Below are 26,375 nucleotides of genomic sequence, written 5' to 3'. Positions count from 1 at the left end.
TGCTTGCGCGATAACCTACGATAAACCTGCGATCAACCTGCGATCAACCTGCGATCAACCGGAAAACGGCCGCTAGCCTTACACAGCGGCCGTGCGCGTTTTCTGCAGCGCGTTGTTTTTCGCGAGCTGAAGCTCGGCAAGCATTTCGAGCGCCCGGCCTTCGTCCTTCGTGAGATCCGCGAGGAATGCGCCGTTGTTGGCCTTGATCCAGTCGAGCGGCATGTCCCACCACGCGAGTTCCAGCAGGCGCTCACGCACCTTCTCAGTAAAGCGGAAACGCACTAGCCGAGCAGGGGAGCCCACGTAAATACCGTACGGCTCGCTGCGGAAGTTCGGCGGCACCACGGTGCGCGCGCCGATCACACATCCGCTTTCAATCACGCTGCCGCCCAGAAACATCGCCTCGTCGCCGATCCACACATCGTTGTGGATTACCGTGTCGCCGTATTGCGGCATCACGCAGTTGTCGAGCCCGTTGCCGTAAATCGAGAACATGGTCACAGAAATGCTTCTGGTCTCGTGCTGACCGTTCAGCAGAAACTTGAGCCGAAGTCCGCCGGCCACGTTCTTGCCAATCACAAGCTTCTGCGCGTCGCCGTCGAATTTGACGATCGAGCCGACGCCGAGGCCCGAGCATCGGCCGATATGGAACGAGCCTACCGTCGCTTCCTCGTCGAGCCAGTTGCGAAAGCAGTTGCGCGGGATCGTCGAGAAAGCGCCGTCCCGATAGCCGATTACGACGAAATGCTTCGAGAGAGGGTGATTGGGCAGAATGCCAATGCTGTCGTCCGAAGTCACAACGTTCATGGTGTTCTGGTGTTTCCGTCTGATTGAACTGCTAGGGTATCAATGCAAAAAACCCGGCCTTAGCCGGGTCGGGTCATGCTCAGGCGTCGCCGGCCGCCGCGAATTCAGCAATCCGCTGCGCTATCTTCGCGCCGACAAGGCCGGTTTTCTCGAGCATGTAGCGATACTCGCCGGCCTTTTCGAAACGGTCGGGCAAGCCGAGAATCAGTTGCGGCGGCGCCGATCGTTTCGCTGCCTTGTATTCCGCAACCGCACTGCCGAGGCCGCCGATCACCGAATGCTCCTCCACCGTGACGAGCATTTTCGATGTCGCCATCGCGGCGTCGATAGCCTGGGTGTCGAGCGGCTTCAGCGTATGCATGTTGATCACGCCGACCGACATGCCCTGTGCTTCCAGGAGCTTCGCCGCTTCGAGCGATTCATGCACCATGGTGCCGTTCGCGATGATCGTCACGTCCGAGCCCTCGCGCAGCGTGATCGCGCGGCCAATCTGAAAGTCGTAGTCTTCGGTATAGACGGGCGGATTGTTCACCGCGCCCGTCAGGCGGATGTACATGGGCCCCTTGAACTCCGCAGCCGCCTGCACCGTCTTGATGATCTCGGCGCAATCGGCGGGACACACCACCGTCATGTTCGGAATCGAGCGCATCACGGCGGCGTCTTCAATGCCGTAGTGCGAGTTGCCGAGAAACGCCATCGACACGCCGCTGCCGATCGCCACGGCCTTCACGTTCATCTCCATATAGCCGAGATTCATGCGGATCTGCTCGGCCGCGCGCATCGAAATGAACGGCGCGAACGACGTGGCAAACACGTTGTAGCCTTCCTTCGCGAGGCCGGCGGCCACGCCCACCAGGTTCTGCTCCGCAATGCCGATGTTCAGGAACTTCTCCGGATAGGCCTTCTTGAAGCGGTCCAGACCCGACGAATTGCCGAGGTCCGCGGACATCAGCATCAGATCGTCGTGCGTTTCGCCAATCGACAAAGCCGCGAGACCGAACACGCCGCGCGAGCCGAGCCGCGACCATTGACGTGCATTGCTTGCATTGATTTCCAGCATTTTGATCGCGTCTCCGTTCAGTCCGCCATGACGCTCAACTCGGCGAGCGCGAGGTCGTAATTCGTCTTCGTCAGCCGGTTATGGTGCCATTCGTTGTTGTTTTCCATGAAGGAGATGCCCTTGCCCTTCACCGTGTGCGCGACGAGCACACGGGGCCGGCCGTCAACCTTGGGCGCCTCGAACGCGGCGACCAGTTGCGCGATGTCGTGGCCGTCCACTTCATGCACGTCCCAGCGGAAGCTGCGGAACTTCTCCGCCAGGTCGCCGAGGTCGACGATCTGATTCGCTTCGCCGTCGCTTTGCAGCTTGTTGTAGTCGATCATTGCGACCAGGTTGTCGAGGCGCAATTGCGCGGCGGACATGATCGCTTCCCACACCGAGCCTTCATTGCATTCGCCGTCGCCAAGCAGCACGTACGTGTTGAACGCCTTCTGCTTTTTCTTCGCCGCGAGCGCGATGCCGATCGCCATTGAAAGGCCCTGCCCGAGGCTGCCGTTCGACGATTCGATGCCAAGGTCCATGTTCATGACCGGATGAGCAATCAGGTGACTGTCGTTGGTCTGAAACGTGTTGAAGACTTCATCGTCGATGATGTCTGCCGCGCGCAGCGCCGAGAAATAACCCAGCACGCCGTGGCCCTTGCTCAGAATGAAGCGGTCCCGTTCAGGCCAGCGCGGATTGCCGCGGTCGTAGCGCAACTGCCGCGCATACAGCGTGGCCATGATTTCCACCATCGACAACCCGCCGCCAAGATGCGCGCTCAGATTGCAGTGGTGGCTCACCTCGAGAATTTTCTGGCGCATCAGCAAAGCCATGCGCTCGATGTCGGAGTAGTTCATCGTGTCGGGTCCTGAATTCAAACCATGCCGCCGTCCACGCGCATGATCTGTCCGGTCACGACGGTGGACAGATCGGAGGCGAGGAAAAGCGCCATGTTGGCAACGTCCTGGGGTTCGACCGCGCGCTTCATCGCAGAAGAAGCGATCAGCTTGTCACGCGCGGCTTCGGTCATCTGGTCGTACATGTCGGTGCGTGTCACGCCTGGTGCAATCGCGTTCACGCGAATGCCCGAGGCGCCGAGCTCGGTCGCCATGCTTTCGGTGGCACGCGCGAATGCGGCCTTGCTCGAGCCGTAGGCGAGCGTGCCCGGATCGGCGACCATCGCAGCGGTGGACGCGATATTGATGATGGAACCGGCCTTGTGGCGAACCATCGCGCGTGCGAGCCCCTGTGTGAGCAGAATCTGGCTGAAGAAGTTGATTTCGAAAAGGCGACGCAATTCCGTCATCGACGTCATCTGGAAGATCGCGCCGCTTGCCACGCCCGCGTTGTTCACCAACACGTCGATGCGCGGCGCGAGGCTCGCGATCTGGCGGACCGCGGCCTTCACCGAGGCTTCATCCGCGAGGTCCAGGCTCACCGCGTGCGCCGTCACGCCATGCTGTTTTGCGAGCGACGTGAGCCATTGCTGCTTCTCGTCGTTGACCTCGCGCATGCAGGCGATCAGGTTCGCGCCGTGGGCCGCGAAGGTTTCGGTGATCGCGCGGCCGATGCCCCGATTGGCGCCGGTAATGACCGCGAGCTTGTCTCTTAGCAACATCGAAAATTCCTGCCTGTTCATTCGGTAGCGCGCCAGATCTGGCCGCGCAGATAGACGGGTTCGAGCAAGTCCCAGTCGTCGGGGGCAATCTGGTTGCCTGCGGGAAACGGCGGCACCGCGCCGGCGGACAATTGGCCCAGCACGCGGCGCTCGGTGTAATAGGCGCGCATGACATGCGTGACGAAAGCCGAGAAAAGTCGCACGTCGACCAGCTTGCAAGCGTTGATTGCAGCAAGCCGCTGGGCTGCGTCGAGGGTGTCGAACGGCTGGCCGAACTTTTCATGCGCGACGTTCGCCAGCATGCGCAGAAATGCGTCTACCTGGTCCGTCACGCGATGGCGCAGCTGATACCCCTCGAAATCCAGCGTCGAAGCGCACGGCATGCCGAGTGCGGCGTCGCCCGGAAGCATCGTGTCGAGAACGAGTTCGATCATGCTCATGCCACAAGTGTGTTGAGGTTGCGTTGCAGATGATCGCAGGCCATCAGCGTCAAAGCCTGAGCTGTCGCAACCGGATTGACTGCGCCAGCGGTCACGAAAATGCTGCTGTCGACAATGAAGAGGTTCTTCACCGCATGCGCCTGGCCGTACTTGTTCACCACGGAAGTGGCGGCATTCTCGCCCATGCGCGCCGTGCCCATCAGATGCCACCCGGTGTGCTTCACCGGCGCAAACGAAGCCGTCACTTTCGCGCCGGCGGCGGCGAACACCTGCTTGCTCATTTCAATGCCATGCTTGAGCATGCGGCTCGTATTGTCGCCGAGCTTGTAGAACACCTTCACACCCGGCATCCCGCTCGAATCGCAATGCTCCGGGTCGAGTTCGACGCGGTTTTCCGGCTCGGGCAAATCTTCTGTGATGACCGCAATGCCTGCCGTCCGGTTGAAGAGCCGGTTGAACTTCGCGTGATGCTCCGCGCCGAGCGGCACCTGACGCATGAAGTAACCCGACACCGCGGTTTCAACGGGCGGTGCGCCGCGCAACACCTGCATCGTGTAGCCGCGCACGAAGTCGCGTTCCGCTGCGGTCTCATAGAACTGCTGACTGAGAATGCAACAGCCATGCGGGCCGATGCTCGACTGCACGTCGTGGTCGAACACCGCTTCTGTATACGCGAGCGGATGCAGCATCAGATTGCGGCCCACGAGGCCATTATCGTTGAGCAGACCATCGGGAAACGCGCTCGATTTCGAGTTGAGCAGCAGCCGCGGCGTGCCGACACCGCTGCACGCAACCACGATCACGCGCGCGTCGAGCCGCTGCTCGACGCCTTGCGCGTCCATGTAAAGCACGCCGTCTGCGTTGCCGCGCGCATCGAGCGTGATTTCACGCACGCGGCATTCCGTCCTCACCTCAACGCCCTGTTGCCGCGCAACCGGCCAGTACGTCACATCCACGCTGCCCTTTGCGCCTTGCGTGCAGCCGGTATTGCACGGACCGAGATTGACGCATGCGCCGCGATTGCCATGCCGGTGCGTGTTGATCGCGCTATACGACGGCCACCAGTGCCAGCCCAGTTCGTTGAACGCGCCCGCCATGGTTCGTCCCATCGGGCCGAGAGGAATGGGCGGCAACAGCGACTCATAGTCCGGATTCGCAGGATCGCCAACGAGTCCGGCCACGCCCATCATCCGTTCGTTTTCGGTGAAGAACGGCTTGAGTTCTTCATAGCTCAACGGCCAGTCGTCGCCCACGCCGTCGAGCGAACGGGTACGGAAGTCCGACGGATGAAAGCGCGGAAAGTGCGCCGAGTACAGAATAGTGCTGCCGCCAAAGCCATTGAAGTTGGCGATGGAAATGGGCGACGCAGAATCGTCGATCGGATAGTCGGCGGCGTTGCGGCGCACGGACGGGTTCGAGCTATACGCGCCTGAGCGGCTCAATTCCCAGTCCACCGATGCCGACGGGTACTCGGACGGCTTCGTGACCGAGCCCTGCTCGAGGCACACAATGCGCAACGAGCGATCGCGGCTCAGGCTCCAGGCCGCGGCTGCGCCGCTCGCTCCCGAGCCGATAATCACAATGTCCGCCACTTCTTTCATACCGGCGACTTCTTCTTCGGCAGATACTGCTCGAGAATTTCCGGAATCGTGATCAGCATATCCGCTTCGCACGCAATCTCACCGTCGACTCTCGCCACGCCGCGTCCCTTGCAGATGCCGCGATTCCACGACAGCACTTCGGTGTCGATCTCGAACTTCTTGCCGGGCAGAACTTCCTTGCGATAGCGCACGGTGTGTTGCAACGCATGCGTCACCTTGCCCTTCAAACCAGGCAGCGTGGTGATCGCAACGGTCAGCATCTGCGCGAGCGCTTCCAGTTGCAGCGCGCCCGGCATGTTGGGGCCGCCCGGAAAATGAACCGGAAAATACCATTCGTTCAGCGTGAGGTTCTTGTATCCGCGCGCGTACTTGCCGGGCATCACTTCGTCGACGTGGTCGATCATCAGGAAGGGATAACGATTCGGCTGATAGTCCTGCAACTCGATGCAGTTGAGACTGAACTTGTCCATCTGTTCCTCTGGTGTCCGGTGCGTCATTGAATGTCCACGATGCGCGAGAGCGTCGCGACGACGTCGTAGCCATCCCATACGATATTCATATCCAGCGCGCGTCCGATCGGCACCACGCGGTCGATGCCGCGCAGCCGCCGCGACACGACGAAATCCTGCAACTGCGTCTTGTCGACGCCGAAGTAGGTCAGTGTCTGGTAGCGCTCGTTGACGATAGGCGCGAGTTCGTCGAGCGAGGCAAGCGTGGCCTCGTGAATGGTGCCGAAGTAGCCGCGGCATTCGTCCTGATGCTCCGCAAGCGCCGACAATTCGACGCGATACAGCAGATTGGCATGCTGACGGATGGCGACCACCTGGTCGTTGTCGAATGCATGACGGCACGCCTGCACGTACTTGTCCATCACGTTCACCGGCTCCGGCGTGTAGCGCTGTGCCACGTGTCTGACGAACGCGGGCCACAGGCGCTCTTTCGCGGCGTCGACGTCCTTTTGCTCGCCGATCCATGCGACCAGTTGCGGCGAAGAGCAGGCGGCCTGGTCCATCAGATACAGATCGTTGAACAGTTGATGGCACAGCGCGCGCAACGCTTCGTCGTCGAGCGAGAGGATTGCTTGCGGTTCCATCACGCACAGCGAATAGCGATCCGAGAAGGCAACTTCGCGCGAACGCGGCCGGTTGGGCAGCGAGCGCATGTGCTCGACCGTCTTATCGCCGCCCCACACGAGCCGCGCATCGGCAACCGAAAGCCAGAAGCGGTTGAGCACGTCGTCGCGCTCGAAGCGGGTGAGGAGGATGCTATCGGCGAGTGCGGCGTGACGCGCGTCGTTCATCAGTTCGGCGATCGCTTCGACGAGTACCTCGGCCGTGGCCGACGCACGCGAAGGCAAGCGCAACACACAGGTATTGCCCGACAACAGCCCGAACGCGAGCGAGAACGCGAAATTGACCGGCACGTTCGAAGGACAGACATGAAACGACAGGCCAAGCCCCATGCGCACTTCGCTGCGAGCGTTGAATTTTGCTGCCAACTGAGTGAGATTCGCGCGCCGGCACCAGTATGCAAAGCTGACCACGTCGGGCAGCGAGCGCGTCTCGGCGCGAGCGAGCAATGCGCGCGACAGGTCCGCGAGAAACTCCACGCGTGCCGCGTCGAATACCGGCGCGGGCGCGTTCGAGATGCCGTCGCGGTTGCCCGCCAGAATCTCGGTCCTGGCGAGTATGTCAGCGGGAATACGTATCACTGCAACCTCTGGTCTCGGCGTTCTGAATCCGGCCATGCACCTTGAAATAGGTGCCGCGGCGGCCGCATGCGCAATCGTCGACGCCGACAATCTCGCCTTGATCTTCGCTCAGCAGCGAATGTCCTGGGTAGCTGTGCGGAATCACCGACAGCAACTGAATGAGCCCCGCTTTGCCGGGCGGCAGCGCGCTGAAGTCGAGCGGATCGCGAACGATCACCTCCGACCACGACGACGCATGCAGATGACCGTGCTCGCATTCGACGAAAATCGAACCGGTCTGCTCGACCATGCCGTAGTAGTTGTGAACGCGGCCAACGCCCGCGACGTTGCGCAGGCGGCGCTTGAATTCGTCTGCGCTCACCGCTTGCGACTGCAACTGCTTCCAGCCGCCGCCATGAATCAGAATGCCGCGCTCGAGCGGCAACGTTTCGCCGCTCGCCTCCAGCGCCTGAACCAGATGCTGCCACACAATGAAGGTGAAGCCGAACAGCAGCACCGGCTGGTCCCGGTGCTTGTCGAGAAAGCGCCGCGTGGCTTCGAGATTGAGCGACATGTCGTCGTTCAACGCGTATTCCACGTCGCGGCCGAAGATCGAAAAACCGAGAATGCCAGCGGTACGCGCGGAAAACCGATAGCGGTCGGCCACCGTCGCGCGGCAGTCGATCACGAGCATCGGCAGGCGCTTCGGTCCGATGAAGTCGCCCACGATGCGCGAGAGTACTTTCACCTGAAGCGCCGCGGTCTGTTTGTCGAGAAAAATCTGCGACACGCTCTGGCCGCTCGTGCCCGACGAGGTCATGGTCTTCACGATCTCACTCCTCGGCACGCTCAGCAACTGCTCATGCTTGAAGAGCCGCACCGGCAGAAACGGCAGATCGGCGAGCGCCGCGGCTTCACGCTTCGCGCCGAGCTTGTCGACGATAGCGCGGTATTGCGGGCAGCCGTCGTAATGCAGGCCCGAGAGGCGCTGCAGTTCGTCGAGCAGCGCGGGCTCCTTGTCCGCCTTCGCGAGCGCGAACACCGGCCATTGCGGCACGTCGCTCAGGACAATTGGGTCAGACATTGATAGTCCACCTTTCCTGTGGGTAGGCGCGGCAGTTCCGGTAGACGGCTGACGGCGACAACAGACGGATGCAAACCGAGCGACTTCGCCATGACGTTCCTGAAGTCCTCGGCGACGAGCGCGGGGCTGTCCACGACATGAATGACGAGTTGCTCGTCCGTGCCCTTTGCGGCACACGAGAAGCCTTTGTCCGCGGCGACCTGCTCGACCGCGTCGAGCGAGATGCGCAAGCCCAGAATCTTCAGAAAACGATGACGGCGTCCTTCGATGAAGAAGCAACCCTCTTCGTCCACGCGCGCCAGATCGCCCGTGCGCAGCGTGCCGCCGTTCAAATCGCCCAGCGCGAGGTCGGCCGCCTGTTGCGCGTAGCCCATCGACACATTGCCGCCCGCATAGACGAGTTCGCCCACTTCGCCAGGCTGCGTGATCGTGCGGCCGTCGTCGCTCTCGAGCCATAGGCGTCCGCCCGGAATTGCGCGACCAATGCTGCCCGCCTTGTGCCCGATTTCTTCCGGCTTCAGATAGGCGATGCGCGCGGTCGCTTCCGTTTGACCATACATCGAAAAGAAGCGGATGCCCTTTTCGCGGCAGATGTCGCCGACCTGGCGCAGCTTCGCGGGGTCCATGCGGCCGCCCGCCTGGGTGAGCGTGCGCACCGACGGCATGTTGATCCGCGCAAGGCGCAGCTTGAGAAGAATGTCGTAGCTATACGGCACGCCCGCAAAGCTCGTGGCCTGATGCTCGTTGAGCTGGCGCCAGAACGCGGCGTCCATCAGCGAGCGGTCCGACAGCACGAGCGAGGCGCCCGCGAGCAGATGGCTGTTGATGACCGACAGACCGTACGAGTAGTTAAACGGCAACGAAGTGATCGCGCGCTCGTTTGCGTCAATGCCCAGATACTCGGCAATCGACGCCGCATTCGCGCGCAGATTGGCCGCGCTCAAGCGGACCAGCTTCGGCGAGCCGGTCGAGCCGGAGGTGGTCATGAGCAACGCGAGATCGGGGTGAAGCTCGACGCGCGGCGCCTCGGCCCGGCGATACAAACCGTACGCGCCTTGTTCGTGGACCAGCGTGCCGTGTGCTTGCGCTTGACCTTGTTCGCCGCCATTCGCAGCAAACACGTACGCCGGATCGTAGGTGGCGATCAGGCGATCCAGTTGCGCCTGATCGAGCCCGTTACTCAGCAGGAGAGGCACCGTGCCGCGCGCGAGCGACGCGAGATAGCACAGTATCGTCGGCAGATCGTTGCCGCCGACGAGAAAAAGCAGTTGCCGTTCAGGCAACACGGCCGCCAGCCGGTCAACGGCCTGATGCAGTTCGGCATACGTGAGCGTAACGCCGCTCTCCGTAATGAGCGCTGCACGTTCAGGATGCTGCCGGCTAACGAACGCGGATTTCATAGCTCTACGCCGTACTTTTTCAGTTTGTCCACGCCGATGGTGTACGAGCCGAATTCGATGATGTCGTCGGTCTCCATCATGATGCCGAAGGTGTCTTCGAGCGCAGCAATCATGCCCATGTGGCCGACCGAATCCCACGCCGGCACGCACTGATAGACGAACGCTTCGTTGAGCGCGTCGCGCGGAACGGCGAAGCAATCCATGAACACCTGATCGTATTTATCTCTGTTCGTCATTTATTTACCAATCTCACTTGAAGACCTTGCGGTCGGTATTAGGACGGGCAACGCGCGCGGGGTTGCCCAGGGCGATCACGTCGTCGGGAATGTCGGAGTACACGACCGAGCCCATGCCGACGATGGAATTGGAGCCGATGCGCACGCCTTCCTTGATCAGCGCGCCCATGCCGAGGTAGCTGTTCGCGCCGATCACGCATGCACCGCCGATGTTGACCATCGACGAGACGACGGTGTTTTCGCCCACCTGCACGTCGTGGCCGACAATCGACATGGTGTTCACGCAGGCGTTGCGGCCGAGCCGGGCGTCGCTCGAAATGGAGCACAGCGGCGTGACGACGAGCCCCTCGGCGAGCGACGCGGTGTCGGCCACCAGCGAGCTGACGTCGAGCACCTGGCCAAGCCGGGCGCCGGCCTCACGCAGCTTGTTGCCAAGCTTTTCGCGGCCCGCCGGTTCGCCGACGGCAATCACGAACTCGGCTTCGTCCAGATGCGCGGCGACATCGGCGTCGTGAAAACGCAATACCTGGGCGCCGTAGAACGTGCGTTCGGTGCGGATATCGTCGACAAAGCAGATCTGGTCCCAGCGCCGGGTCGCCGCGTTCTGGCGGCGGGCAACGTCCATCACTTCCTTACCGAAGCCGCCGGAGCCGTACACGAAAAGTCTCAGAGTCACGATATCTATCACTCGAACATGAATGCCGGCCTCACGCGGCCCGTGCGGCCCGTGTGTGGGCCGTGTGGCCCTTGTGCCCCTGGTGGCGGCGGATGCCGCGAGCCGCACAGTCCAGACAACCGGGCACCGAGGCCAATGGAACATGGTCGAAATTATGCCGCCCGCCCCCCGCGGGCGATTCCGGGAGTTAGCACGGGAAAAGCCTTTAAATCGGGGTATTGCAAGGCGGGGCGGGAAAGCGGCGCGCCTAAGCAAGGCGGGCCGGGGAAGCGGCGCCATGAGCAAGGCGGGCCGGGAAAGCGGCGCGCCCTAACGCGTCAGCGTGATCGCCAGATAGGCCGCATACAGCACGCCGCAGACCAGCAGCGCCCACACCCGCGCGCCGCGCTTACGCGCGTTGAGCCGCAGCCAGGCGGCCGCGATGAGCGTGATGGCGATGCCGGTCAGCACCTCGATGCGCGGCGTCCACGGCGTCAGCAGAATGCCGATGGCCGGCAGCAAGGTGCCCTGAAACACCATGGCGCCGGTGATGTTGCCGAACGCCAGCGTGTCCTTGCCGCGGCGGATCCACAGGATGCTGTTGACCTTCTCGGGCAACTCGGTGGCAATTGGAATGATCAGCAGCGACAACAGCAGCGGCGACACCCCGAAGGCCGCGGACACGCCGCGCACGCCGTGGATAAAGCCCTCCGCGCCCCACACCAGCAAGCCCACCGCGAGCAGCAACTGGACGGCGATAGTGGTGAGGTTGGTCGGCACACCAAGGCGGGCGAGCATCATGGTGCCCGGCGCCTCCGTGCCGTGGCCCGCATCGACCAGATCGTTCGACGCGCGAAACGTCGCCACCACATACGCGATATACACGCCGACAAGCGCGGCGCTGAAGAGCGCCCGCACCATGCGCTGCTCGTGCGGCACATACATGGCCGCCGCAGCCAGCAGGAACGCGAACAGGAAGAAGTTGAGGTCGCGCGTGAAGCCCGAGCGTTCCGGCACGACGCGCCCAGCCAGGCCGCGCGAGCGCAGCACCGCGAGCGTCATCAGAAAAGTGGACAGTGTGGACAGCATCAGCGGCGCGCCGAGAATCGCGCCAACGCCAATTTCCTCATTGACGGCGTGATCGGCCGAGCCGCCGACAATCGCGATCAGCGGCACCAGCGTCTCCGGCAGCGCCGTGCCGACCGCGGCGAACAGCGAGCCGGTCACGCCTTCTGATATTTTGAGGCGCTCGCCCAGGTGTTCCAGCGCATTGGTGAAAAGCTCGGCCGCCACGAGAATGACGACCAGCATGACGGCCAGTTCGAAGATGAGACCGGTCATGCGCGGCTCCGTGCATCGACGGAAAAGGCGCGGCGCGGCAGATGGCGCAGAGAAGATCTGGAGAGGGGACGAATTGGTTTCACAACGGCTCCGCGGTCGGACGTAAGACGAACCATGACGCACCGCTACCCGTCCGACCAGAACGAAGCGGTGCGCCAATGGTCTCGCCAAACCGACCGGTCGAACGCGCCATGACCCGCAGGCCAAGTATGTTGACGCGCTCTCCTTCATGCGATGCGTGAAGGAAGGCTACTCCCCAGTGACCGGGGGATTCTAGCGGTAGTGCGCGCGGGCGACAAGCTTGCGCGGACGCAACGCGGCAGCGGCGCTCCTTCGGGCAAGTGTTGCGGGCAGGACCCGGCTGCGCGTCATGTCGTCCCCGGCAAAGGGCTGGAGACGAGAACGGCGGCCGCGACCAGCACGCCCGCCAGCACCACGGACTCCACATGCAAAACAGCAGCAAAGCGTTTCAATGGACGAGCCGCGGCTTCTGGCTCGGCGTCGATCAACGCCGCAAGCAGTTTCGGCATTTCGATGAAGCGGTTATGTCCTCCGAGCACAGCGGCCACCATCACCAGCGCGAGCTTGAGCAGCAGCACCTGCCCGTACTCGGAGGTGATGAGGCCGCCTGGCGTCGCCACTGCGCGCCAGCCACTGTATGCGCCGGTAACAAAGAGCATGACTAGCGCAAGGGTGGCCGCGTCGGAGAGCGACTGAACGAACGCTGCATTGTTGTCCCGGTCGGGGCCGGGCGCGTTGAACATGCGGGGCAGCACCACGTAGGTGGTGACGAGAACGAGTCCCACCCATACGCTGATTGCCAGCAGGTGCATCCAGTCGACCCACACCGGCAGACTCAGCAGGCCGGCGTCCACGGGATGCCCCGTGTGGCTGCGCGACAATGCCACGCCCGCAAGCGCGAACCCGATGGCCGCTTTGAAGCGGATGGGCGGGGCAGACTGCACGAGCGACAGCATCATTACGATCAGCATGAAGCCCGCGCCTGCCAGCGAGGCGCGGCCAAAGCCGGTTGTCTTCAGCATCGAAAGGACGGCGGGCCCTGCGTCCGCCAGGGTCGATTCGCTCATCAGCGCGCAGTGAATCCAGAACGCCATGCCACTGAAGATAAGCGCAGCCAACGCGCCGATCCGCACGGTGAGAAGCAGACGCAAACTGACTCTCTGCTGCCATCGCGAGGTGCTGCGCGCCAGCCACGCGTCACACAGCAAGGCGCCCACCACAGCCGTAAAACTGATGTTCTGCAGCGCGACGAATGTCAGCCGCAAAACGCCGAGGAAACCGTCGCTCATTCATTTCACCGCAAATGTGTAAGTGCCCTTGGTCTTGTGAGCGTCCGGCGTCATGACGGCCCATTGCACCGTGTAGGAGCCCGAGGCCAGCTTCGGTACGGCGAGGCTCAGCACGCGTGGGTTCGACGCGTCGACGGTAGCCTTTTCTCTCGTGGCTGGCGTGCCGGATGAATCGACCAGCTTGATGGTGCTGAACGAAGACTCCAGGTTCTCGTTAAACGTGAGGCGCAGAGACGGCGGCGACGTCTCGACTGTGCTGCCGGGAGCGGGCGTTGCGCTCTCGAGCTTGCCGTGCGCCAGCGCGAGCGCCGGTAAAAACACGAAAGCGGCGCTTGCCACTGCACGAACCAGGAGCTTGTGCGTATTGATGTTCATGACTGCTGTTTCCGTAGATTGATGCGGCGCGCGCGGTGTGTTCAGCGGCCGGCGCGCGAGTGCATCCTTGTTGCATCCTGATTGCGACTTCATTGCGCTTTCATTGCTTCTGCAGCTTCACCACGGTGAGCGCGCCGCCGACCTCTTCGGCGATGAAGTCAATCTTGTCGCCGGCTTTTACCTGCGTGAGCATCGCCGGGTCCTTGACCTTGAACACCATCGTCATGGCTTCCATGTCGAGATTGACGAGCGGTCCATGCTTGATGGTCAGCTTGCCAGCGGCCGTGTCCACCTTCTTCACCTCGCCATGCGACATGGCGTTCGCCGTGGCCGCGCCCGACTGCGCGTCGGCTGCGGTATTCGTGCCGGGCGTGTCGTTAGCCGCATAGGCGGCTGCTGAGAAGACCACGGCACCACCCACTACGAGCGAAACAATTGCGTTTTTCATCACACTCTCTCCGATTGTTGACGTAACAGATTCGAGCCGGCGTCGAGTCCGGCCTTGCGCGACATCAGCCATCCGGCAGTTCGCCGGTGTACTCGTATGCAACGGTGCCTTTTGGATGCCTGAACCAGCCTGGATCGCGGTAATCGTTGCGGCCGAGGCCCTCACGCACCTTGACGACGGTGAACATGCCGCCCATTTCGAGCGCGCCAAAGGGGCCGGTGCCCGTCATCATCGGCAGCGTGTTGTCCGGTAGCGGCATTTCCATTTCGCCCATCGAGCCGCCTGTGCTGCCCATTGCCATGTAGTCCGGCACGAGCTTGTTGATGCGCCTGGCGAGGTCCTTCTGCGGCACGCCGATCAGGTTCGGGACCTGGTGCCCCATCGCGTTCATCGTGTGATGCGACTTGTGACAGTGAAATGCCCAGTCGCCCGGCCGGTTTGCGGTGAACTCGATGGCGCGCATCTGACCCACTGCGACGTCGGCGGTTACTTCCGGCCAGCGCGCGGCAGGCGGTATCCATCCGCCGTCGGTGCCTGCCACCTCGAAGCTGTAGCCGTGCAGATGGATCGGGTGATTGGTCATGGTCAGATTGCCGAAGCGGATGCGGACACGGTCGCCCGCGCGCACCGGCAGCGGGTCGATGCCCGGAAACACGCGCGCATTCCACGTCCACATGTTGAAGTCGGTCATTTCGTTGACGCGCGGCGTGAAGCTGCCCGGATCGATGTCGTAGGCCGACATCAGGAATACGAAGTCACGATCCACGGGCATCACGCCGCGGTCCTTCGGGTGCACGATGAACGTGCCCATCATGCCCATCGCCATCTGCACCATCTCGTCGGCGTGCGGGTGATACATGAAGGTGCCGTGCTTCTCGAGCTGGAACTCATAAACGAACGTCTTGCCCGGCGGAATGTGCGGTTGCGTGAGGCCGCCCACACCGTCCATGCCGGAGGGCACCAGCATGCCGTGCCAGTGAACCGTGGTGTGTTCAGGCAGCCTGTTGGTGACGAAGATGCGGACCTTGTCGCCTTCCACCGCTTCGATGGTGGGCCCTGGCGTCTGGCCGTTGTAGCCCCACAGATTCGCCTTCATGCCGGGCGCGAGTTCCCGCACCACCGGCTCCGCTATCAGATGAAATTCCTTCCAGCCGTTCTTCATGCGCCACGGCAGCGTCCAGCCGTTGAGCGTCGCCACCGGCGTGTAGGGGCGGCCGTTAGGCGGGACAAGCGGCGGCTGGGTGGCGGTCTTTTGCATGACGGGCGCTTCGGGCAGCGACGCTGCGCCGGCCTTGCTGACGAGCGCTGCGCCGAGGAGCGCGGCGCCCGATCCGCCGAGAAAATTTCGACGTGAAACCATGGTCATTTACCTTCCGAATCTGACGACGGCGACGGCGACGCCGCCGGTTGGGCCACGGGGACAGACATAGGCGGGTTTTCCACCGGGGCCGATGCTGCAGGTTTGGGAGTCAACGCGGGCGTGGCCGGCGACGGCGTTGTATCGCTGTGCGCTGCGTCCTTTGCCGGTGTCATGGCGAGCGGCGGCAGCCGGCCCCCGAGCGACTGCTGCAGGTCCGTCTCCGCGAGCCAGTAGTCTTTGAGCGCGTCGATGTAGCCGTTGACGGCAGCGACCTGGTCGCGCGAATCCGCAAGCAGTTCGAACACGCTGGCGAGCATGCCGTTGTAGCGCAGCAGCATTTCGTCCGAGATGATCTTGCGTACCGGCACGACTTCGTCGCGGTAATGCTTCGCTACGTCGTAGCTCGTCACGTACGCGGAGTACGACTCGCGCACCTCGGACCGCGCGTCGATCGCCGTCTGTGCCAGCCGGTTTGCCGACTGCATGTAGATGGCCTGTGCGCGCGCAACCTTTGCGCTGCCCCAGTCGAAGAGTGGAATCTCCACGCTGATTTCGTACCCGCGCTCGTGACCCTTGTCGGTCTCGAAGTTGTTGAGATAGCCGACCTCGAGCGCATTGATGAAGCGCGTCGCCTTGCTGAGTCCGAGCGAGGCGGCAACGCTTTCCGTCTGCAGCCTCGCGGCCTGAATGTCGAGGCGGTTTTGCATCGCAAAGCTTTCGAGGTCATTTAGCTGCGGCCGGTCCTTCGGCAGGTCAGGCAGACGCTCCGGCAGCGTGTACTGCGTGCCAGAGCCCCACAGGCCCATCATGCGGGTCAGCTTCTCGCGGGCCGCGACGGACTGCTGCCGCGCTCTCGCCAACTGCGCAGCCGACTCCGCGTAAAACGCCTGCTCGCGTGCATGGTCGAGCTTGCTGAAACTGCCCGCCTGACGCATGCGCAACGCGAGTTCGGCCCCGGCCTCGGCGGAATCCTTCACCTGCTCGGCGTAACGAGCCGCCTGCTCCGCGGCCACGGCGTTCACGTAGGCTTTACGGGTGTCGGCGGCCACGGCGAGCATCGCATTGGACGTCTCGAGCCTGGTCTGTTCGAAGCGCCGGCTTTCCATGCGCGTCGCGAGGGGCAGCGTGAGCACGCCCAGCACGCCCATCGAAAAAGTCCGGCTGATGCCGAAGCCATCGCTCCAGTGCGTCCTGCTGAACGTAAAGCCCGGATTGGGCAGGCGGCCAGCCTGAACGAGGTCGGCCTCGGATATGCCGAGTTCGCTGTACGACGCCTGGAGTCCCCGGTTGTTCAGCAGTGCGATCTGGACTGCGTCGTCCATGCCGAGGGGCTTCGACAACAGTTCCTGGGTACGGCTTGAGACAGCTTCACGGTCCGCGTCGGTTTTCACGTAGACCGCCTCTTTGCCAAGCCGCGCGGACGCCGTCGTGGATACGCTGTCGAACCCACCGTCCTTCGAGAAGGTGGTGCAGCCGGCGAGCAGTATTGCCGCTATGGCGGCGCACGCCATGCGGGTTGGGGCGAGCGCGCGCATCATCTGGAGTCGCCCTCGTGTTGGTGGTCGGGCTTGCCGGCGGCGTCCCCGCCCGGCTGTTGACCGTGCGTTGTCCCGGTCACACCGCGAGGGGGCGCGACTGCGCGGTTCAGCTGTTGCCAGCTCGGTGCTTCGCCGTCCTGCCAGGACTTGTAGCCGTCGAACGCCGATTGCACGGTGACGGCGGGAACCGATGCCGCTGCATCAGTTGGGTCGGGAATCGTAGTGCTCGCGTGCACGAGCAACGACAACGCTGCGCCCGCGCCCAGAAGCGCCGCAGAAATTGTTCGCATGAATTTTTCTCGTCATGAATCATCCGGCGACCGTGACGGACGCCGGAAAAACTTGCAGGCCGCAGCGAAACGCTGCGCGTGCGCGCTTTAGACGAGAATGGGCCGGGGCGGCCGTTCAATGCCGCCGGTCAGGAACAACACGACACCGGCATCAGGAGGTAGAGGGGCGGAAAACCGGATCAGGTCAGTTGACGCGGAAACGGCCGGTGCCACCGGCAGCGCTGCACCGACACAGCACGATGCGCATGTGAGGCACGCGTGCGGATGGTGGCCGCTGTCCTGGCCGAGATCGTGGCGATGGCCGAGGCTGTGGTGGTGTGCGGCGTGATCGTCGACATCCGCGACGAGGGGATCTTCGTTGACCGAGCCAGCGAGGTCGACGTGGTGAGTGGCGGGTTCGTCACCCTCTGCTTCGAACGGCGCACACATCATCGAGACGGCAGCGAACGACTGAACCGGAAGGCTCAGTGCAAGCAGCAGGACGAGGAAGAGTTTGCGCCAGTAGGACATGGGCGAAGTCTAGCATGGGCGGGGGGAGGGCGTGGGGGGCTCGCAGGTGATGCGGGGCCTGATGGTGTTGCAGATGAGGGAATGCAGCGCGGCCGGTTTTTAACCGGACATGGCTTGGCGGGGGAACGTGGGAGCGAGGGGATTGGCCTCGAACAGATGAACGCCCGGTCTCTACGGCATGGAAGCTGTGACGAAGATCGAGCAGATCGGGGCGACGTTCGGGTATGTCGACATGCTAGATGCATATCGAACCCAGCTCGAGCACAAGGCGCCGGCGCCTACGGCGGCAATCATGGCTCCGCGCACGCTGACGGGCCTGGCTGGCATGGTGGACACGACGGGGCAACCGCTCAACGCACCGCCTTTGCTGTCGAGTGTCCGCCAGTTGTCCACCAACCTTGGCACAGGCACCAACAAGAGCCTGGTCTTTGTTGGCAACTTCAGCACGGTGCAATACGTGATGCGCGAGCGCCTGAACATCGGCGTGCTGCGCGAGGCGTATGCAAAGACTGGTGAGATCGGCTTCCTGTGTCACGCCCGCGTCGACGTGGTCGCGTACTACCCGCAGGCCATCACGGTGATCGAAGGGGTCGCCAACTAACATCCTTCCAATCACAGCAGCCCGCTTGCGAAAGCAAGCGGGCTTCTGCTTGCTATTGTGTCGTGATCGACTTGACGTTGTCTTTCTCGAATTCAGCCATCGTAATCCCGGCATCGCCAATAATCACCCATTTCGCGTCCTCATCCTTTAACTCACTCGCGCCGACATACCTATATTCCTGGCCGTCATGAAGTTCGACATCTACCTGCATCTTGGCATCTCCGTTGTAATGGACGAGCAATGATAAGCGAATCACGCGGGCGCGCGCATGTGGGAGGGGCCGCCAAAAGTCTAGCCGCCGCCGGCAGCTAGACCGACCGTTCCCGCACGCGCAGAATTTTTCGCTTTTGGAGTTCTTGTTAACGGATTAACAATGGCCAACAAGACGCAAAGCCTTGCCGGAAACGAACCTTCCTCTTTCTTGTTGTTAAAGGCGTGACGTTGGATGTTAAAGGCGTCGTGCGTGGCCGCTTGGCCGAGACAAAAAAANCCCCGCCGAGTGGCGGGGTCTTTTTTGCGAGGACAAAAGGATCAGCCGGCGCAGAATGCCTCAATGACATTCGCCTGCTTTTGGCGGCTGTCTATCTCGCGCATGGCGACAGTAGCGCTCTGGGCCGTTCGCACAGCGGATTCCGACGGCTGGGCAATCCGGCTAACAGCATACGAAAAACCAGCATGCGAGCTCAGCAATTGGCTAGTCAGCGCGTCAAAATTCTTCCTGTCGGCGGTATTCATTACAAACTCCTCATTGATAAAGCGCACGTTGACGGAGAATAAATCTCAAATTCTTCTCGGAATCAAAGAAATGTTTTCGCTTGATCCACACAAGCCCTTCAGACTTCGTTATCACCGCGACGTCGATGGGTCCGCCCACGCTCTGCTTCGGGGTGGTCACCCTTTCCTTTAGAGACTCCAACGTCACCAAGGTTTCCGCTAGGTGGGCCATCTCTTCCAAAGATAGGGACCCGATCACCCTTTTCAACGAATGATAGTGGCTCTGTAGGACATTTCCATACCATTTCGCCCTAAATTCGTTGCGCGCTGCCTCGATGCGTGCAGCCAAGTCAGCAGGCAGCGCAGCGCCCGCATCTGCAAGCACGGACCGAGCCAAGCCACCTGCGAATTCCGCGAACGAATCGTTAACCTCCACAAATACATCGAGCCCCACTCCGCGCATGAACGCATCAACCTGAGATGTGGTTGCGAATGGCAGGATCTCGGAGGGCGTTTCCAGCGATACATCCGTCCGCTGTTCTTTCGAACATACGAAATGGTCCCCGACGAAGCCTGGGACCGCATATTCGATAACGCACGGAAAATATTGCAACTTGCCGTAGCCAGCAAACACCACGCCCGTAGTGGGCAACACTGAATCGTATTTCCTGAAGAAAAACTTGCAGGCCACGCGAATCAAAGTGTCACCGTCAAACACGCCCTTCAATGCCGGGTTCTCCAATGCCTCTGTAACGGCATCTTTGAATGCGTCTGGAGGGTTGGCAGCGGATTTTTTCGCAGCCGCCTCAAGTTCCGGGCTCTCGAACGGGCCGCTATCTATCGACGCTTCCAAGTCGTTCAGCACCGCTATTGCTGCGGCCGCACGGTCGGGCAATGGTGCAGCTTTGTCCATTACAGCGGCATTACGCTTCTCGATCTCCCGCAGCAGGTTCAACGCCGTTTGTTGCAACCCGTTCACATGAGCAGCATCCCGCAGTTCCGCCGAGATAGGACTCACAGCAGACTGAATGAACGAGAAGAAGTTATCCGCGTACTCTTCGACAGAATCAAATTTGTTCTGTTGAAGATGCTCTTCCCGGTAAGCCTTGATGACAATTTCCCAAGGCATACCGCAAATCGCTGCCGAGCCGAAAATCATGACCCCAACTGGCTCGTGGTGCGACAACTGGAAAATCTTGTTTCCGCCCTTCGAATAGCGACGCTCCCCATCGCCGTTCGTGGTCGTCACAGCACTGTCTGCAGCAAGCACTATGGCGTACTTGTTGAGAACCGCTACTTCGCAGGTCATGCCTTCCCCGGATGTTGGAATTCTTCTTGACAAACGCAAAAGTTGCTGGAGGGTACCGTTTTCGTAGCAATTCGGCTAATGAATTTTTGCTATCGATGTCAAGCCCGGCGACGCCCGTCATAGAGGACGCTGCGAAACGCAAAAAGCCCCTGCTAAGCGCAAGGGGCTTTCTAAAAAAGCGACATTTTGCGGACTTTGCCCTGCGGCTGCCCTCGGCGCAAGCGGACGCTGGACCGCTGGATCCGGAACATCGCCGAAACCGGTGTCTGCATTGGCGCGCCCGGCTGGGATCGAACCAGCAACCCCTGCCTTCGGAGGGCAGTACTCTATCCATTGAGCTACGGGCGCTTCGACTTGACAGCGCGGCGACCCGAGCGGGTGCGGCGCCAAAGCGAGACCGAAAGCATACCCGGTTTCGGCCATACCGTCCACCGGACGGCCTCCGGGGCCTTGTTCCGGCTCTTGCCCGCTCTTGAATACGCTTTCCCGACCCACCCACGTCACTTCGCACGATGCGGGTAAACGCCTGCTGAACAGCTCGCCGCGCCCCTCGCCGCCGTCGAAAGCTTGCGTCTATAATCGTCCGTGGCTGATCAAGAACAAGAAGTTGCCGTCGCGCTGTACCGCTCACATACCCACGGAGACGAGACAAGCATGAGCGAAGCACCACACGGAGCCCCGATCAAAACCCCAGGACAGCTCATCGCCGCGGTCATCGCCGGGTTTGCTGTGCCGATCATCATCATCGTGCTGCTGGCCTACTACGTCGACAATTCGACACGCACCGGCGCCGGCACCGACAGTCTCTCCGAAGCCGAAGTCACCGCCCGCATCAAGCCGATCGCCCAGGTCGAGATTCGCGACGCGAACGCGCCGCGCGTCTACAAGACCGGCGAGGAAGTCTATAAGGCGGTCTGCTCGGCCTGTCACGCGTCGGGCGCCGCGGGCGCGCCGAAGTTCACCAACACCGCCGACTGGGCGCCGCGCATTTCGCAAGGCTTCGACACGCTGTTGCACGCGGCGCTCGCAGGCAAAGGCGCCATGCCCCCGCGCGGCGGCACGAGCCCGGACGATTACAGCGACTTTGAAATCGCCCGCGCGGTTGCGTACATGGCGAACAATTCGGGGGCAAGCTTCCCTGAACCGGCACAGCCGGCATCGGGCGCCGCGGCTGCATCCGCGACGGCTGGCGCATCCGCTGCAACGGCCGGCTCCAGCGGCGCTTCCGACGCAGGTGCGGCCCAAGCGGCCGCGGCAATGGCCGCCATGGCCAGCGTTCCGCAAGCCGCTGCAGCTCCGGCGTTGGGCGCGACGCAAAGCGCCGACGCATCGCAAGCGGGCAAGGCTTTGTATCAGCAGGTCTGCCAGGCATGTCACGCGGCCGGCGTGCTCAACGCACCGAAGTTCGGCGACAAGGAAGCGTGGGCGCCACGCCTGAAAGAGCCGATGGACACGGTCTACAACTATGCGCTGCACGGTAAGGGCGCGATGCCGCCCAAAGGCGGCTCCAACGCGTCGGACGCGGACGTGAAGGCTGCCGTGGATTACATGGTCAGCGCGGTGAAGTAACGCGCGCGTTCAGCGCGCGCAAAAATAGTGGCGGCGCTGCCGCCCACACGAATCCCTGCCCCGCAGCCATGCGGGCAGGGATTTTTTCATGCGTGGCGGGTTTAAGTTGCTGTGAGGTTGCCTGGAATGCCATGCTCCCGGAGAGGCGCCTCCACGGGCCGGCTGAACGTCTTCGCAAATGCGAGGCGCGGCTCGCGGCGCATATGCTCCAGGAAACGCGTCTCGAGTTCGGCGGGCGTGAGCCACGGGTAGCTCAGATTTCCCTGCAATGCGTGGATCAACGCGCCATCGGCATCAGGTACGACGTCCATACGCGCAATGTGGATATGAAAGTGGCTGACGGCAACCGTGTGGTCGAAGTTCCATCGATACACGCCGTGCCCCACGCGTAATGCACTCGCCGCCGGTTCTCGCATCACAACGAGCCACGGCAGCGGATCGATAGCGCCGTCGCTGAGCGTCAGCGAGTCACACACGTAATATGTTCGGCATTGCGTATATGTGGCGCCGAAATCAGTGACGAGCGTTCTGGTAATCGCGTCGATTCCGACCGTGCGCGCAGGGAATGCAATCGCCGAGGTCGCAAGCGAAACGGTGAGTTCGGCATCTGCTCTGAACGCATCGGCCATGCGCTGCGGGCGCGTATTGTCCTTCGCGTCGATGTAGGCTTCGAGGGCGCGTGCGTACGGCAAGTACGGCGGCGCGAGCGGCGGCAAGGTCATGCGGGCGGTCTCCGGTTGGCTGCTCGAAGGCGCGTGAATCACGCAACCCACTAGCCGCGCCACTGTAGCGCGCGCGTCCGCGACAACAGTCGAAGCACCTGAAGCCAGCGGGGTTTTGCACACTCGCACGCCCCGCCCACACCGCTCACGGCTTCTGCAACAGCGCCTTCAAACTCGCGAGCCGGTCTTTCGGCGACATCGGCGCTTCTTCCGCCGTGGGCGGCGGCGCATCGTCCAGCAGCATTTCAGGGATGAACCGCGACGGCTCGCACACCACGGTTTCCCGCGCGCGCTTTCTCTTCTTGCACCAGTTCAGATGCAGGCTGCGCTGCGCACGCGTAATCGCCACATACATGAGGCGGCGCTCTTCCTCGATGCGCGCGTCGTCGATGGGCTCGTCGTCCGCGCCGCCGCGATGCGGCATGATGCCTTCCTCGACGCCCACCAGAAACACATGCGGATACTCGAGACCCTTCGACGCGTGCACGGTCGAAAGCCTCACGGCGTCGGGATCTTCTTCGCGGCCCTCCAGCATGGACATCAGCGCAACCGTCTGAATCAGACCGAGCAGATTCTTGCCCGTATCGGCAAGACCGTCTGCCGTGTCGTAACCAGTGGCCTCGCCGTTGGCGCCACCCGTCGCGTCTTCCGGCTCTGCCTTGGTACCCTTGCGCTTGAGCCATTCGATGAACTCCAGCACGTTCTGCCACTTCGCCTGCGCCTGACGTTCGTCGAATGCGTCGTACAGGTACGCCTCGTAGTGGATCGCGTCCATCAGTTCGTCGAGCAGCGTGCCAGCCGCATCTTTTTCGGCGCGCTCGGTCAGGCGCTGCATGAAGTCGCAGAACACGCGCATCGGTTCGATCTGCCGTGGCGACAGGCGCGCCTCGATGCCGCCCATATACACGGCCTCGAACAGCGACACCTTCGCCTGCCCCGCGAACGACCCGAGCGCCTCCAGCGTCGTATTGCCGACGCCGCGGCGCGGCGTGGTGATTGCGCGAATGAACGCGGGGTCGTCGTTGGCATTCGCAATCAGACGCAGATACGCGCAGATGTCCTTGATCTCGGCCTTGTCGAAGAACGACTGCCCGCCCGACAGCACGTACGGAATCCGCTCCCGGCGCAACACCTGTTCGAAAATGCGCGCCTGGAAATTGCCGCGATAAAGAATCGCGTAATCGCGGAAGTTCGCGCGCCGCTCGAACTTATGCGCGGACAGCCGGAACACCACGGACTCGGCTTCGTGCTCTTCGTCGTTGCAGCCGGTCACGGTGATCGAATCGCCCATGCCGTGCTCGGACCACAGCTTCTTTTCGAACAGCTTCGGATTGTTGGCAATCACGTTGTTCGCGGCCGTGAGAATGCGCACCGTCGAACGATAGTTCTGCTCGAGCTTGATCACGTGCAGCTTGGGAAAGTCCTTGCCGAGCTGCGCGAGATTTTCGAGCGTCGCGCCGCGCCAGCCGTAGATGGCCTGGTCGTCGTCGCCCACCGCCGTGAACGCCGCGCGCGGACCGGCCAGCAGCTTGAGCAACTCGTACTGGCACGCGTTCGTGTCCTGATACTCGTCGATCAGTAGGTAGCGCAGCTTGTTCTGCCAGCGATCGCGCACCTGCTCGTTCTTTGCGAAGAGCTCGGCGGGCAGGCGGATCAGATCGTCGAAATCCACCGCCTGGTATGCATGCAGCGTCGCCACATAGTTGCGATAGACGATGGCCGCCTGGTGCTCGTCCTCGTTCGCGGCAATCGCAATGGCCTCTTCGGGCATGATGAGCCCGTTTTTCCACAGCGAAATGATCGACTGGATCTTGCGGATGAAGCCCTTGTCGGTCGAGCCTACCTGCTCCTGGATCATGCCGAAGCAGTCGTCGGAATCCATGATCGAGAACTGCGGCTTCAGGCCGACGTGCTCCGCTTCCTGCCGCAGAATCTGCACCCCAAGCGAGTGGAACGTGCAGACCGTCAACTGATTGACGGGCACCTTGCGGCCTTCCTTGCCGGGCGTGGTGAGCGTCTTGCCTTCCAGCAGCTTGCCCACGCGCTCGCGCATTTCGGCTGCGGCCTTGTTGGTGAACGTAACAGCCGCGATGTGGCGCGGCTCGAAGCCTTTCGCCTCGATCAGGTGCGCGATTTTCTGCGTAATGACGCGCGTCTTGCCGCTGCCTGCGCCGGCGAGCACGAGACACGGCCCGTCGAGATAACGGACCGCTTCACTTTGAGCGGGATTCAGGCCTGCGGACATCTTGTGTGGATGGGTGTTGCGGTTGAAATGCGGCTGCGAAGACGCTGCGGCACGCGCCGTTTTGCGCGAGAGGAGCGATGCTATCACGGATGAAAACCGCGCATGAATTCGCGCCGTCGAGTCGGGCGGGCCGCTTCGGGACCGCTTCCGGACCGCTTCCTGACCACTTCGTCACCGGCCGGCTGGTGCTGCAAAAGCGCCCGAGCGCCCCTCTCGCGCAATCGCTATTCGCGCCATGCCACAATGACGGCGTTGCGCGCCGCCGCCGCGGTGGCAAAGCGGCGCGCCGTTTTTGCAGGAAGACACGCATGTCCGCATCGCTGAAAATTGGATTGATGGGTTACGGGTTCGCAGGCGCGACCTTTCATGCGCCGGTAATCGAGCACTGCGGCCGCGCGAGAGTCGCGGCCATCGCCACGGGCCGCCCGGAAGCCGCGCTCGCCGACTATCCGCACGCGAAGGTCGTTGCCGACCTCGACGCGCTGCTCGCGCTCGACGAGATCGACTGCGTGGTGATCGCCACGCCCAACGACACCCACTTCGACCTCGCGCGCCGCACGCTGGAAGCAGGCAAGCACGTGGTGGTCGACAAGCCGGTGACATTGAGCGCCGCCGACGCGCACACGCTTGCCAACATCGCACTCGCGCGCGGCAAGCTATTCGTGCCGTTTCACAACCGTCGCTGGGACGGCGACTTCCTGACCGTGCGCGATCTGCTCGCAAGCGGCGAGTTGGGGCGGGTCACGCACTATGAATCGCATTTCGACCGCTTCCGGCCCGAAGTGCGCCAGCGTTGGCGCGAGGAAGCGTCGCGCGGCGGCGGTCTGCTGTTCGATCTCGGGCCGCATCTGATCGACCAGGCGCTCGCGCTGTTCGGCGCGCCGCAGACGGTGGCCGCAACGGTGCGCACGCATCGCGATCAGGCGAGCGCACCCGACTACGCGCACATCCAGCTTGGCTACGGCGAATTCGAAGTGGTGCTGCACGCGAGCGCGCTGACCGCAATCGTCGCGCCGCGCTTCGTCATTCACGGCACGCGCGGCAGCTACGTCAAGTACGGACTCGACACACAGGAAGACCAGTTGAAAGCGGGCCTGCGTCCGGGCGACGAAGGTTTCGCCGCGGGCAATGCCGCAGGCACGCTGCGCGTACTCGACGGCGGCCGCGAAGTGGAACGCGAACTGCCCACCCGCAACGGCGAGTATGTGAACTTCTACATCGCCCTTGCCGACACGATTCAACATGGCGCGAAGTTCCCGGTGACGCCGCAGGACGCCGTCGACGTGATGACGATCATCGAACTCGCGGCCCGCAGTTCCGACGAAGGCTTGCGCCTGCCGTTCCAGCGTATCCGCTAGGGCGCATGGCGGGCGCCTGTCGCATAATCTCGCGCCGGCCCCGCCAGGCGCAAGCTGACAAGCCCGAAAGCAATATAACGTTACAAAGTCGCGAGCTTCCGGGGTCAGCGCG

28 protein-coding genes, 1 tRNA gene and 1 riboswitch are annotated in these 26,375 nt (G+C 62.5%); of the genes, 3 read left to right on the top strand and 26 right to left on the bottom strand.

Going from position 1 to position 26,375, the window contains the following annotated elements; translation table 11 throughout:
• Window positions 1-78 precede the first annotated feature (78 nt).
• The 20 genes from F757_RS0106250 to F757_RS0106155 all read right to left on the bottom strand — a co-directional run bounded on the left by F757_RS0106250 (window position 79) and on the right by F757_RS0106155 (window position 17,745).
• Window positions 79-807 (bottom strand): acetyltransferase, encoded by a 729-nt coding sequence (locus F757_RS0106250; RefSeq protein WP_027210661.1) that lies wholly within the window; start codon window positions 805-807, stop codon window positions 79-81.
• A 79-nt stretch (window positions 808-886) separates the two neighbouring features.
• Window positions 887-1,867 carry a transketolase family protein gene (locus F757_RS0106245; RefSeq protein ID WP_013340883.1) on the bottom strand — a complete coding sequence of 327 codons (981 nt, stop codon included), beginning with the start codon at window positions 1,865-1,867 and terminating at the stop codon, window positions 887-889.
• 17 nt (window positions 1,868-1,884) lie between these two features.
• Window positions 1,885-2,706, bottom strand: coding sequence for a transketolase (locus F757_RS0106240; RefSeq protein ID WP_027210660.1), 822 nt, complete (start codon window positions 2,704-2,706; stop codon window positions 1,885-1,887).
• A gap of 17 nt (window positions 2,707-2,723) precedes the next feature.
• On the bottom strand, window positions 2,724-3,467 hold the full coding sequence (locus F757_RS0106235; RefSeq protein ID WP_027210659.1) for an SDR family NAD(P)-dependent oxidoreductase: 744 nt from the start codon (window positions 3,465-3,467) through the stop codon (window positions 2,724-2,726).
• 17 nt (window positions 3,468-3,484) lie between these two features.
• A complete protein-coding gene (locus F757_RS0106230; RefSeq protein WP_035466416.1) occupies window positions 3,485-3,901 on the bottom strand; it encodes a hypothetical protein in 417 nt (138 codons plus the stop codon).
• 2 nt (window positions 3,902-3,903) lie between these two features.
• Window positions 3,904-5,508, bottom strand: a complete 1,605-nt coding sequence (locus tag F757_RS0106225; RefSeq protein WP_027210657.1) for a GMC family oxidoreductase — start codon at window positions 5,506-5,508, stop codon at window positions 3,904-3,906.
• Window positions 5,505-5,978, bottom strand: coding sequence for a 3-hydroxyacyl-ACP dehydratase FabZ (gene fabZ, locus F757_RS0106220; RefSeq protein ID WP_013340888.1), 474 nt, complete (start codon window positions 5,976-5,978; stop codon window positions 5,505-5,507). The genes F757_RS0106225 and fabZ overlap by 4 nt, the downstream gene beginning before the upstream one ends.
• A gap of 23 nt (window positions 5,979-6,001) precedes the next feature.
• Complete coding sequence (locus tag F757_RS0106215; protein WP_027210656.1) at window positions 6,002-7,219, bottom strand: acyl-CoA reductase; 1,218 nt, start codon at window positions 7,217-7,219, stop codon at window positions 6,002-6,004.
• Complete coding sequence (locus tag F757_RS0106210) at window positions 7,200-8,282, bottom strand: LuxE/PaaK family acyltransferase (protein WP_035466412.1); 1,083 nt, start codon at window positions 8,280-8,282, stop codon at window positions 7,200-7,202. The genes F757_RS0106215 and F757_RS0106210 overlap by 20 nt, the downstream gene beginning before the upstream one ends.
• Window positions 8,261-9,682 carry an AMP-binding protein gene (locus F757_RS0106205; RefSeq protein WP_027210654.1) on the bottom strand — a complete coding sequence of 474 codons (1,422 nt, stop codon included), beginning with the start codon at window positions 9,680-9,682 and terminating at the stop codon, window positions 8,261-8,263. Before F757_RS0106205 ends, F757_RS0106210 begins: the two co-directional genes overlap by 22 nt.
• Window positions 9,679-9,918, bottom strand: a complete 240-nt coding sequence (locus tag F757_RS0106200; RefSeq protein WP_013340892.1) for an acyl carrier protein — start codon at window positions 9,916-9,918, stop codon at window positions 9,679-9,681. The genes F757_RS0106205 and F757_RS0106200 overlap by 4 nt, the downstream gene beginning before the upstream one ends.
• A 13-nt stretch (window positions 9,919-9,931) precedes the next feature.
• Window positions 9,932-10,594, bottom strand: a complete 663-nt coding sequence (locus F757_RS0106195; protein ID WP_232221365.1) for an acetyltransferase — start codon at window positions 10,592-10,594, stop codon at window positions 9,932-9,934.
• A 309-nt stretch (window positions 10,595-10,903) separates the two neighbouring features.
• Window positions 10,904-11,914 (bottom strand): sodium:calcium antiporter, encoded by a 1,011-nt coding sequence (locus tag F757_RS0106190; protein WP_027210652.1) that lies wholly within the window; start codon window positions 11,912-11,914, stop codon window positions 10,904-10,906.
• Window positions 11,915-12,006: 92 nt separating this feature from the next.
• Window positions 12,007-12,184: riboswitch (yybP-ykoY riboswitch) on the bottom strand.
• Between the two features lie 98 nt (window positions 12,185-12,282).
• Entirely contained in the window at window positions 12,283-13,224 is a 942-nt protein-coding gene (locus F757_RS0106185) for a copper resistance D family protein (protein WP_027210651.1), read from the bottom strand.
• Window positions 13,225-13,599, bottom strand: a complete 375-nt coding sequence (copC, locus tag F757_RS0106180; RefSeq protein WP_027210650.1) for a copper homeostasis periplasmic binding protein CopC — start codon at window positions 13,597-13,599, stop codon at window positions 13,225-13,227.
• Window positions 13,600-13,699: 100 nt separating this feature from the next.
• On the bottom strand, window positions 13,700-14,047 hold the full coding sequence (locus F757_RS0106175; protein WP_027210649.1) for a copper-binding protein: 348 nt from the start codon (window positions 14,045-14,047) through the stop codon (window positions 13,700-13,702).
• A gap of 64 nt (window positions 14,048-14,111) precedes the next feature.
• A complete protein-coding gene (locus tag F757_RS0106170; protein WP_027210648.1) occupies window positions 14,112-15,413 on the bottom strand; it encodes a copper oxidase in 1,302 nt (433 codons plus the stop codon).
• Window positions 15,410-16,945 (bottom strand): TolC family protein, encoded by a 1,536-nt coding sequence (locus F757_RS0106165; protein ID WP_027210647.1) that lies wholly within the window; start codon window positions 16,943-16,945, stop codon window positions 15,410-15,412. Before F757_RS0106165 ends, F757_RS0106170 begins: the two co-directional genes overlap by 4 nt.
• Complete coding sequence (locus tag F757_RS0106160) at window positions 16,942-17,235, bottom strand: hypothetical protein (RefSeq protein WP_027210646.1); 294 nt, start codon at window positions 17,233-17,235, stop codon at window positions 16,942-16,944. Before F757_RS0106160 ends, F757_RS0106165 begins: the two co-directional genes overlap by 4 nt.
• 87 nt (window positions 17,236-17,322) lie before the next feature.
• Window positions 17,323-17,745, bottom strand: coding sequence for a hypothetical protein (locus F757_RS0106155; RefSeq protein WP_027210645.1), 423 nt, complete (start codon window positions 17,743-17,745; stop codon window positions 17,323-17,325).
• Between the two features lie 178 nt (window positions 17,746-17,923).
• Between F757_RS0106155 and F757_RS0106150 the strand changes: the two genes are divergently transcribed.
• Window positions 17,924-18,346, top strand: coding sequence for a phage major capsid protein (locus tag F757_RS0106150; RefSeq protein WP_027210644.1), 423 nt, complete (start codon window positions 17,924-17,926; stop codon window positions 18,344-18,346).
• Window positions 18,347-18,398: 52 nt separating this feature from the next.
• On the opposite strand, the gene F757_RS0106145 is transcribed toward F757_RS0106150, so the two are convergent.
• The 4 genes from F757_RS0106145 to F757_RS0106130 form a co-directional block, all read right to left on the bottom strand.
• Complete coding sequence (locus F757_RS0106145) at window positions 18,399-18,557, bottom strand: hypothetical protein (protein ID WP_156923522.1); 159 nt, start codon at window positions 18,555-18,557, stop codon at window positions 18,399-18,401.
• Between the two features lie 320 nt (window positions 18,558-18,877).
• Complete coding sequence (locus F757_RS0106140) at window positions 18,878-19,081, bottom strand: hypothetical protein (RefSeq protein WP_027210642.1); 204 nt, start codon at window positions 19,079-19,081, stop codon at window positions 18,878-18,880.
• Between the two features lie 10 nt (window positions 19,082-19,091).
• Window positions 19,092-20,369: a hypothetical protein gene (locus F757_RS0106135; protein ID WP_027210641.1), complete on the bottom strand. Its 1,278-nt coding sequence runs from the start codon at window positions 20,367-20,369 to the stop codon at window positions 19,092-19,094.
• 272 nt (window positions 20,370-20,641) lie between these two features.
• Window positions 20,642-20,717: transfer RNA gene (locus F757_RS0106130), tRNA-Arg, on the bottom strand.
• 306 nt (window positions 20,718-21,023) lie between these two features.
• On the opposite strand from F757_RS0106130, the gene F757_RS0106125 reads away from it, so the two are divergent.
• The gene (locus tag F757_RS0106125; protein ID WP_027210640.1) at window positions 21,024-21,938 is read left to right on the top strand and encodes a c-type cytochrome; all 915 of its coding nucleotides are present in this window, start codon (window positions 21,024-21,026) and stop codon (window positions 21,936-21,938) included.
• A gap of 101 nt (window positions 21,939-22,039) precedes the next feature.
• Here the strand turns inward: F757_RS0106125 and F757_RS33060 are convergent, their stop codons facing one another.
• Together F757_RS33060 and F757_RS0106115 are read right to left on the bottom strand one after the other, a co-directional pair.
• Complete coding sequence (locus F757_RS33060; RefSeq protein ID WP_051376690.1) at window positions 22,040-22,660, bottom strand: hypothetical protein; 621 nt, start codon at window positions 22,658-22,660, stop codon at window positions 22,040-22,042.
• Between the two features lie 145 nt (window positions 22,661-22,805).
• A complete protein-coding gene (locus tag F757_RS0106115; protein ID WP_027210639.1) occupies window positions 22,806-24,905 on the bottom strand; it encodes a UvrD-helicase domain-containing protein in 2,100 nt (699 codons plus the stop codon).
• A 308-nt stretch (window positions 24,906-25,213) separates the two neighbouring features.
• Here F757_RS0106115 and F757_RS0106110 point away from each other — a divergent pair, with 308 nt between their 5' ends.
• Window positions 25,214-26,263, top strand: coding sequence for an oxidoreductase (locus F757_RS0106110; protein WP_027210638.1), 1,050 nt, complete (start codon window positions 25,214-25,216; stop codon window positions 26,261-26,263).
• Window positions 26,264-26,375 lie beyond the last annotated feature (112 nt).

The sequence above is a fragment of the Burkholderia sp. WSM2232 genome (genome assembly GCF_000472545.1).
Taxonomy (GTDB): domain Bacteria; phylum Pseudomonadota; class Gammaproteobacteria; order Burkholderiales; family Burkholderiaceae; genus Paraburkholderia.
Note: the sequence above shows the minus strand (reverse complement) of the source record. Positions and strands in the feature narration are given on the sequence as shown.

Coding starts and splice junctions, on each gene's coding strand:
- F757_RS0106145 (WP_156923522.1), bottom strand. CDS start 18,557: ATGCAGGTAGATGTCGAACTTCATGACGGCCAGGAATATAGGTATGTC.
- F757_RS0106150 (WP_027210644.1), top strand. CDS start 17,924: ATGGAAGCTGTGACGAAGATCGAGCAGATCGGGGCGACGTTCGGGTAT.
- F757_RS0106205 (WP_027210654.1), bottom strand. CDS start 9,682: ATGAAATCCGCGTTCGTTAGCCGGCAGCATCCTGAACGTGCAGCGCTC.
- F757_RS0106110 (WP_027210638.1), top strand. CDS start 25,214: ATGTCCGCATCGCTGAAAATTGGATTGATGGGTTACGGGTTCGCAGGC.
- F757_RS0106190 (WP_027210652.1), bottom strand. CDS start 11,914: ATGACCGGTCTCATCTTCGAACTGGCCGTCATGCTGGTCGTCATTCTC.
- F757_RS0106115 (WP_027210639.1), bottom strand. CDS start 24,905: ATGTCCGCAGGCCTGAATCCCGCTCAAAGTGAAGCGGTCCGTTATCTC.
- F757_RS0106225 (WP_027210657.1), bottom strand. CDS start 5,508: ATGAAAGAAGTGGCGGACATTGTGATTATCGGCTCGGGAGCGAGCGGC.
- F757_RS0106250 (WP_027210661.1), bottom strand. CDS start 807: ATGAACGTTGTGACTTCGGACGACAGCATTGGCATTCTGCCCAATCAC.
- F757_RS0106230 (WP_035466416.1), bottom strand. CDS start 3,901: ATGATCGAACTCGTTCTCGACACGATGCTTCCGGGCGACGCCGCACTC.
- F757_RS0106140 (WP_027210642.1), bottom strand. CDS start 19,081: ATGAATACCGCCGACAGGAAGAATTTTGACGCGCTGACTAGCCAATTG.
- F757_RS0106210 (WP_035466412.1), bottom strand. CDS start 8,282: ATGTCTGACCCAATTGTCCTGAGCGACGTGCCGCAATGGCCGGTGTTC.
- copC (WP_027210650.1), bottom strand. CDS start 13,599: ATGAACATCAATACGCACAAGCTCCTGGTTCGTGCAGTGGCAAGCGCC.
- F757_RS0106245 (WP_013340883.1), bottom strand. CDS start 1,867: ATGCTGGAAATCAATGCAAGCAATGCACGTCAATGGTCGCGGCTCGGC.
- F757_RS0106125 (WP_027210640.1), top strand. CDS start 21,024: ATGAGCGAAGCACCACACGGAGCCCCGATCAAAACCCCAGGACAGCTC.
- F757_RS0106155 (WP_027210645.1), bottom strand. CDS start 17,745: ATGTCCTACTGGCGCAAACTCTTCCTCGTCCTGCTGCTTGCACTGAGC.
- F757_RS0106175 (WP_027210649.1), bottom strand. CDS start 14,047: ATGAAAAACGCAATTGTTTCGCTCGTAGTGGGTGGTGCCGTGGTCTTC.
- F757_RS33060 (WP_051376690.1), bottom strand. CDS start 22,660: ATGACCTTGCCGCCGCTCGCGCCGCCGTACTTGCCGTACGCACGCGCC.
- F757_RS0106200 (WP_013340892.1), bottom strand. CDS start 9,918: ATGACGAACAGAGATAAATACGATCAGGTGTTCATGGATTGCTTCGCC.
- F757_RS0106135 (WP_027210641.1), bottom strand. CDS start 20,369: ATGACCTGCGAAGTAGCGGTTCTCAACAAGTACGCCATAGTGCTTGCT.
- F757_RS0106240 (WP_027210660.1), bottom strand. CDS start 2,706: ATGAACTACTCCGACATCGAGCGCATGGCTTTGCTGATGCGCCAGAAA.
- F757_RS0106170 (WP_027210648.1), bottom strand. CDS start 15,413: ATGACCATGGTTTCACGTCGAAATTTTCTCGGCGGATCGGGCGCCGCG.
- F757_RS0106185 (WP_027210651.1), bottom strand. CDS start 13,224: ATGAGCGACGGTTTCCTCGGCGTTTTGCGGCTGACATTCGTCGCGCTG.
- F757_RS0106165 (WP_027210647.1), bottom strand. CDS start 16,945: ATGATGCGCGCGCTCGCCCCAACCCGCATGGCGTGCGCCGCCATAGCG.
- F757_RS0106235 (WP_027210659.1), bottom strand. CDS start 3,467: ATGTTGCTAAGAGACAAGCTCGCGGTCATTACCGGCGCCAATCGGGGC.
- fabZ (WP_013340888.1), bottom strand. CDS start 5,978: ATGGACAAGTTCAGTCTCAACTGCATCGAGTTGCAGGACTATCAGCCG.
- F757_RS0106160 (WP_027210646.1), bottom strand. CDS start 17,235: ATGCGAACAATTTCTGCGGCGCTTCTGGGCGCGGGCGCAGCGTTGTCG.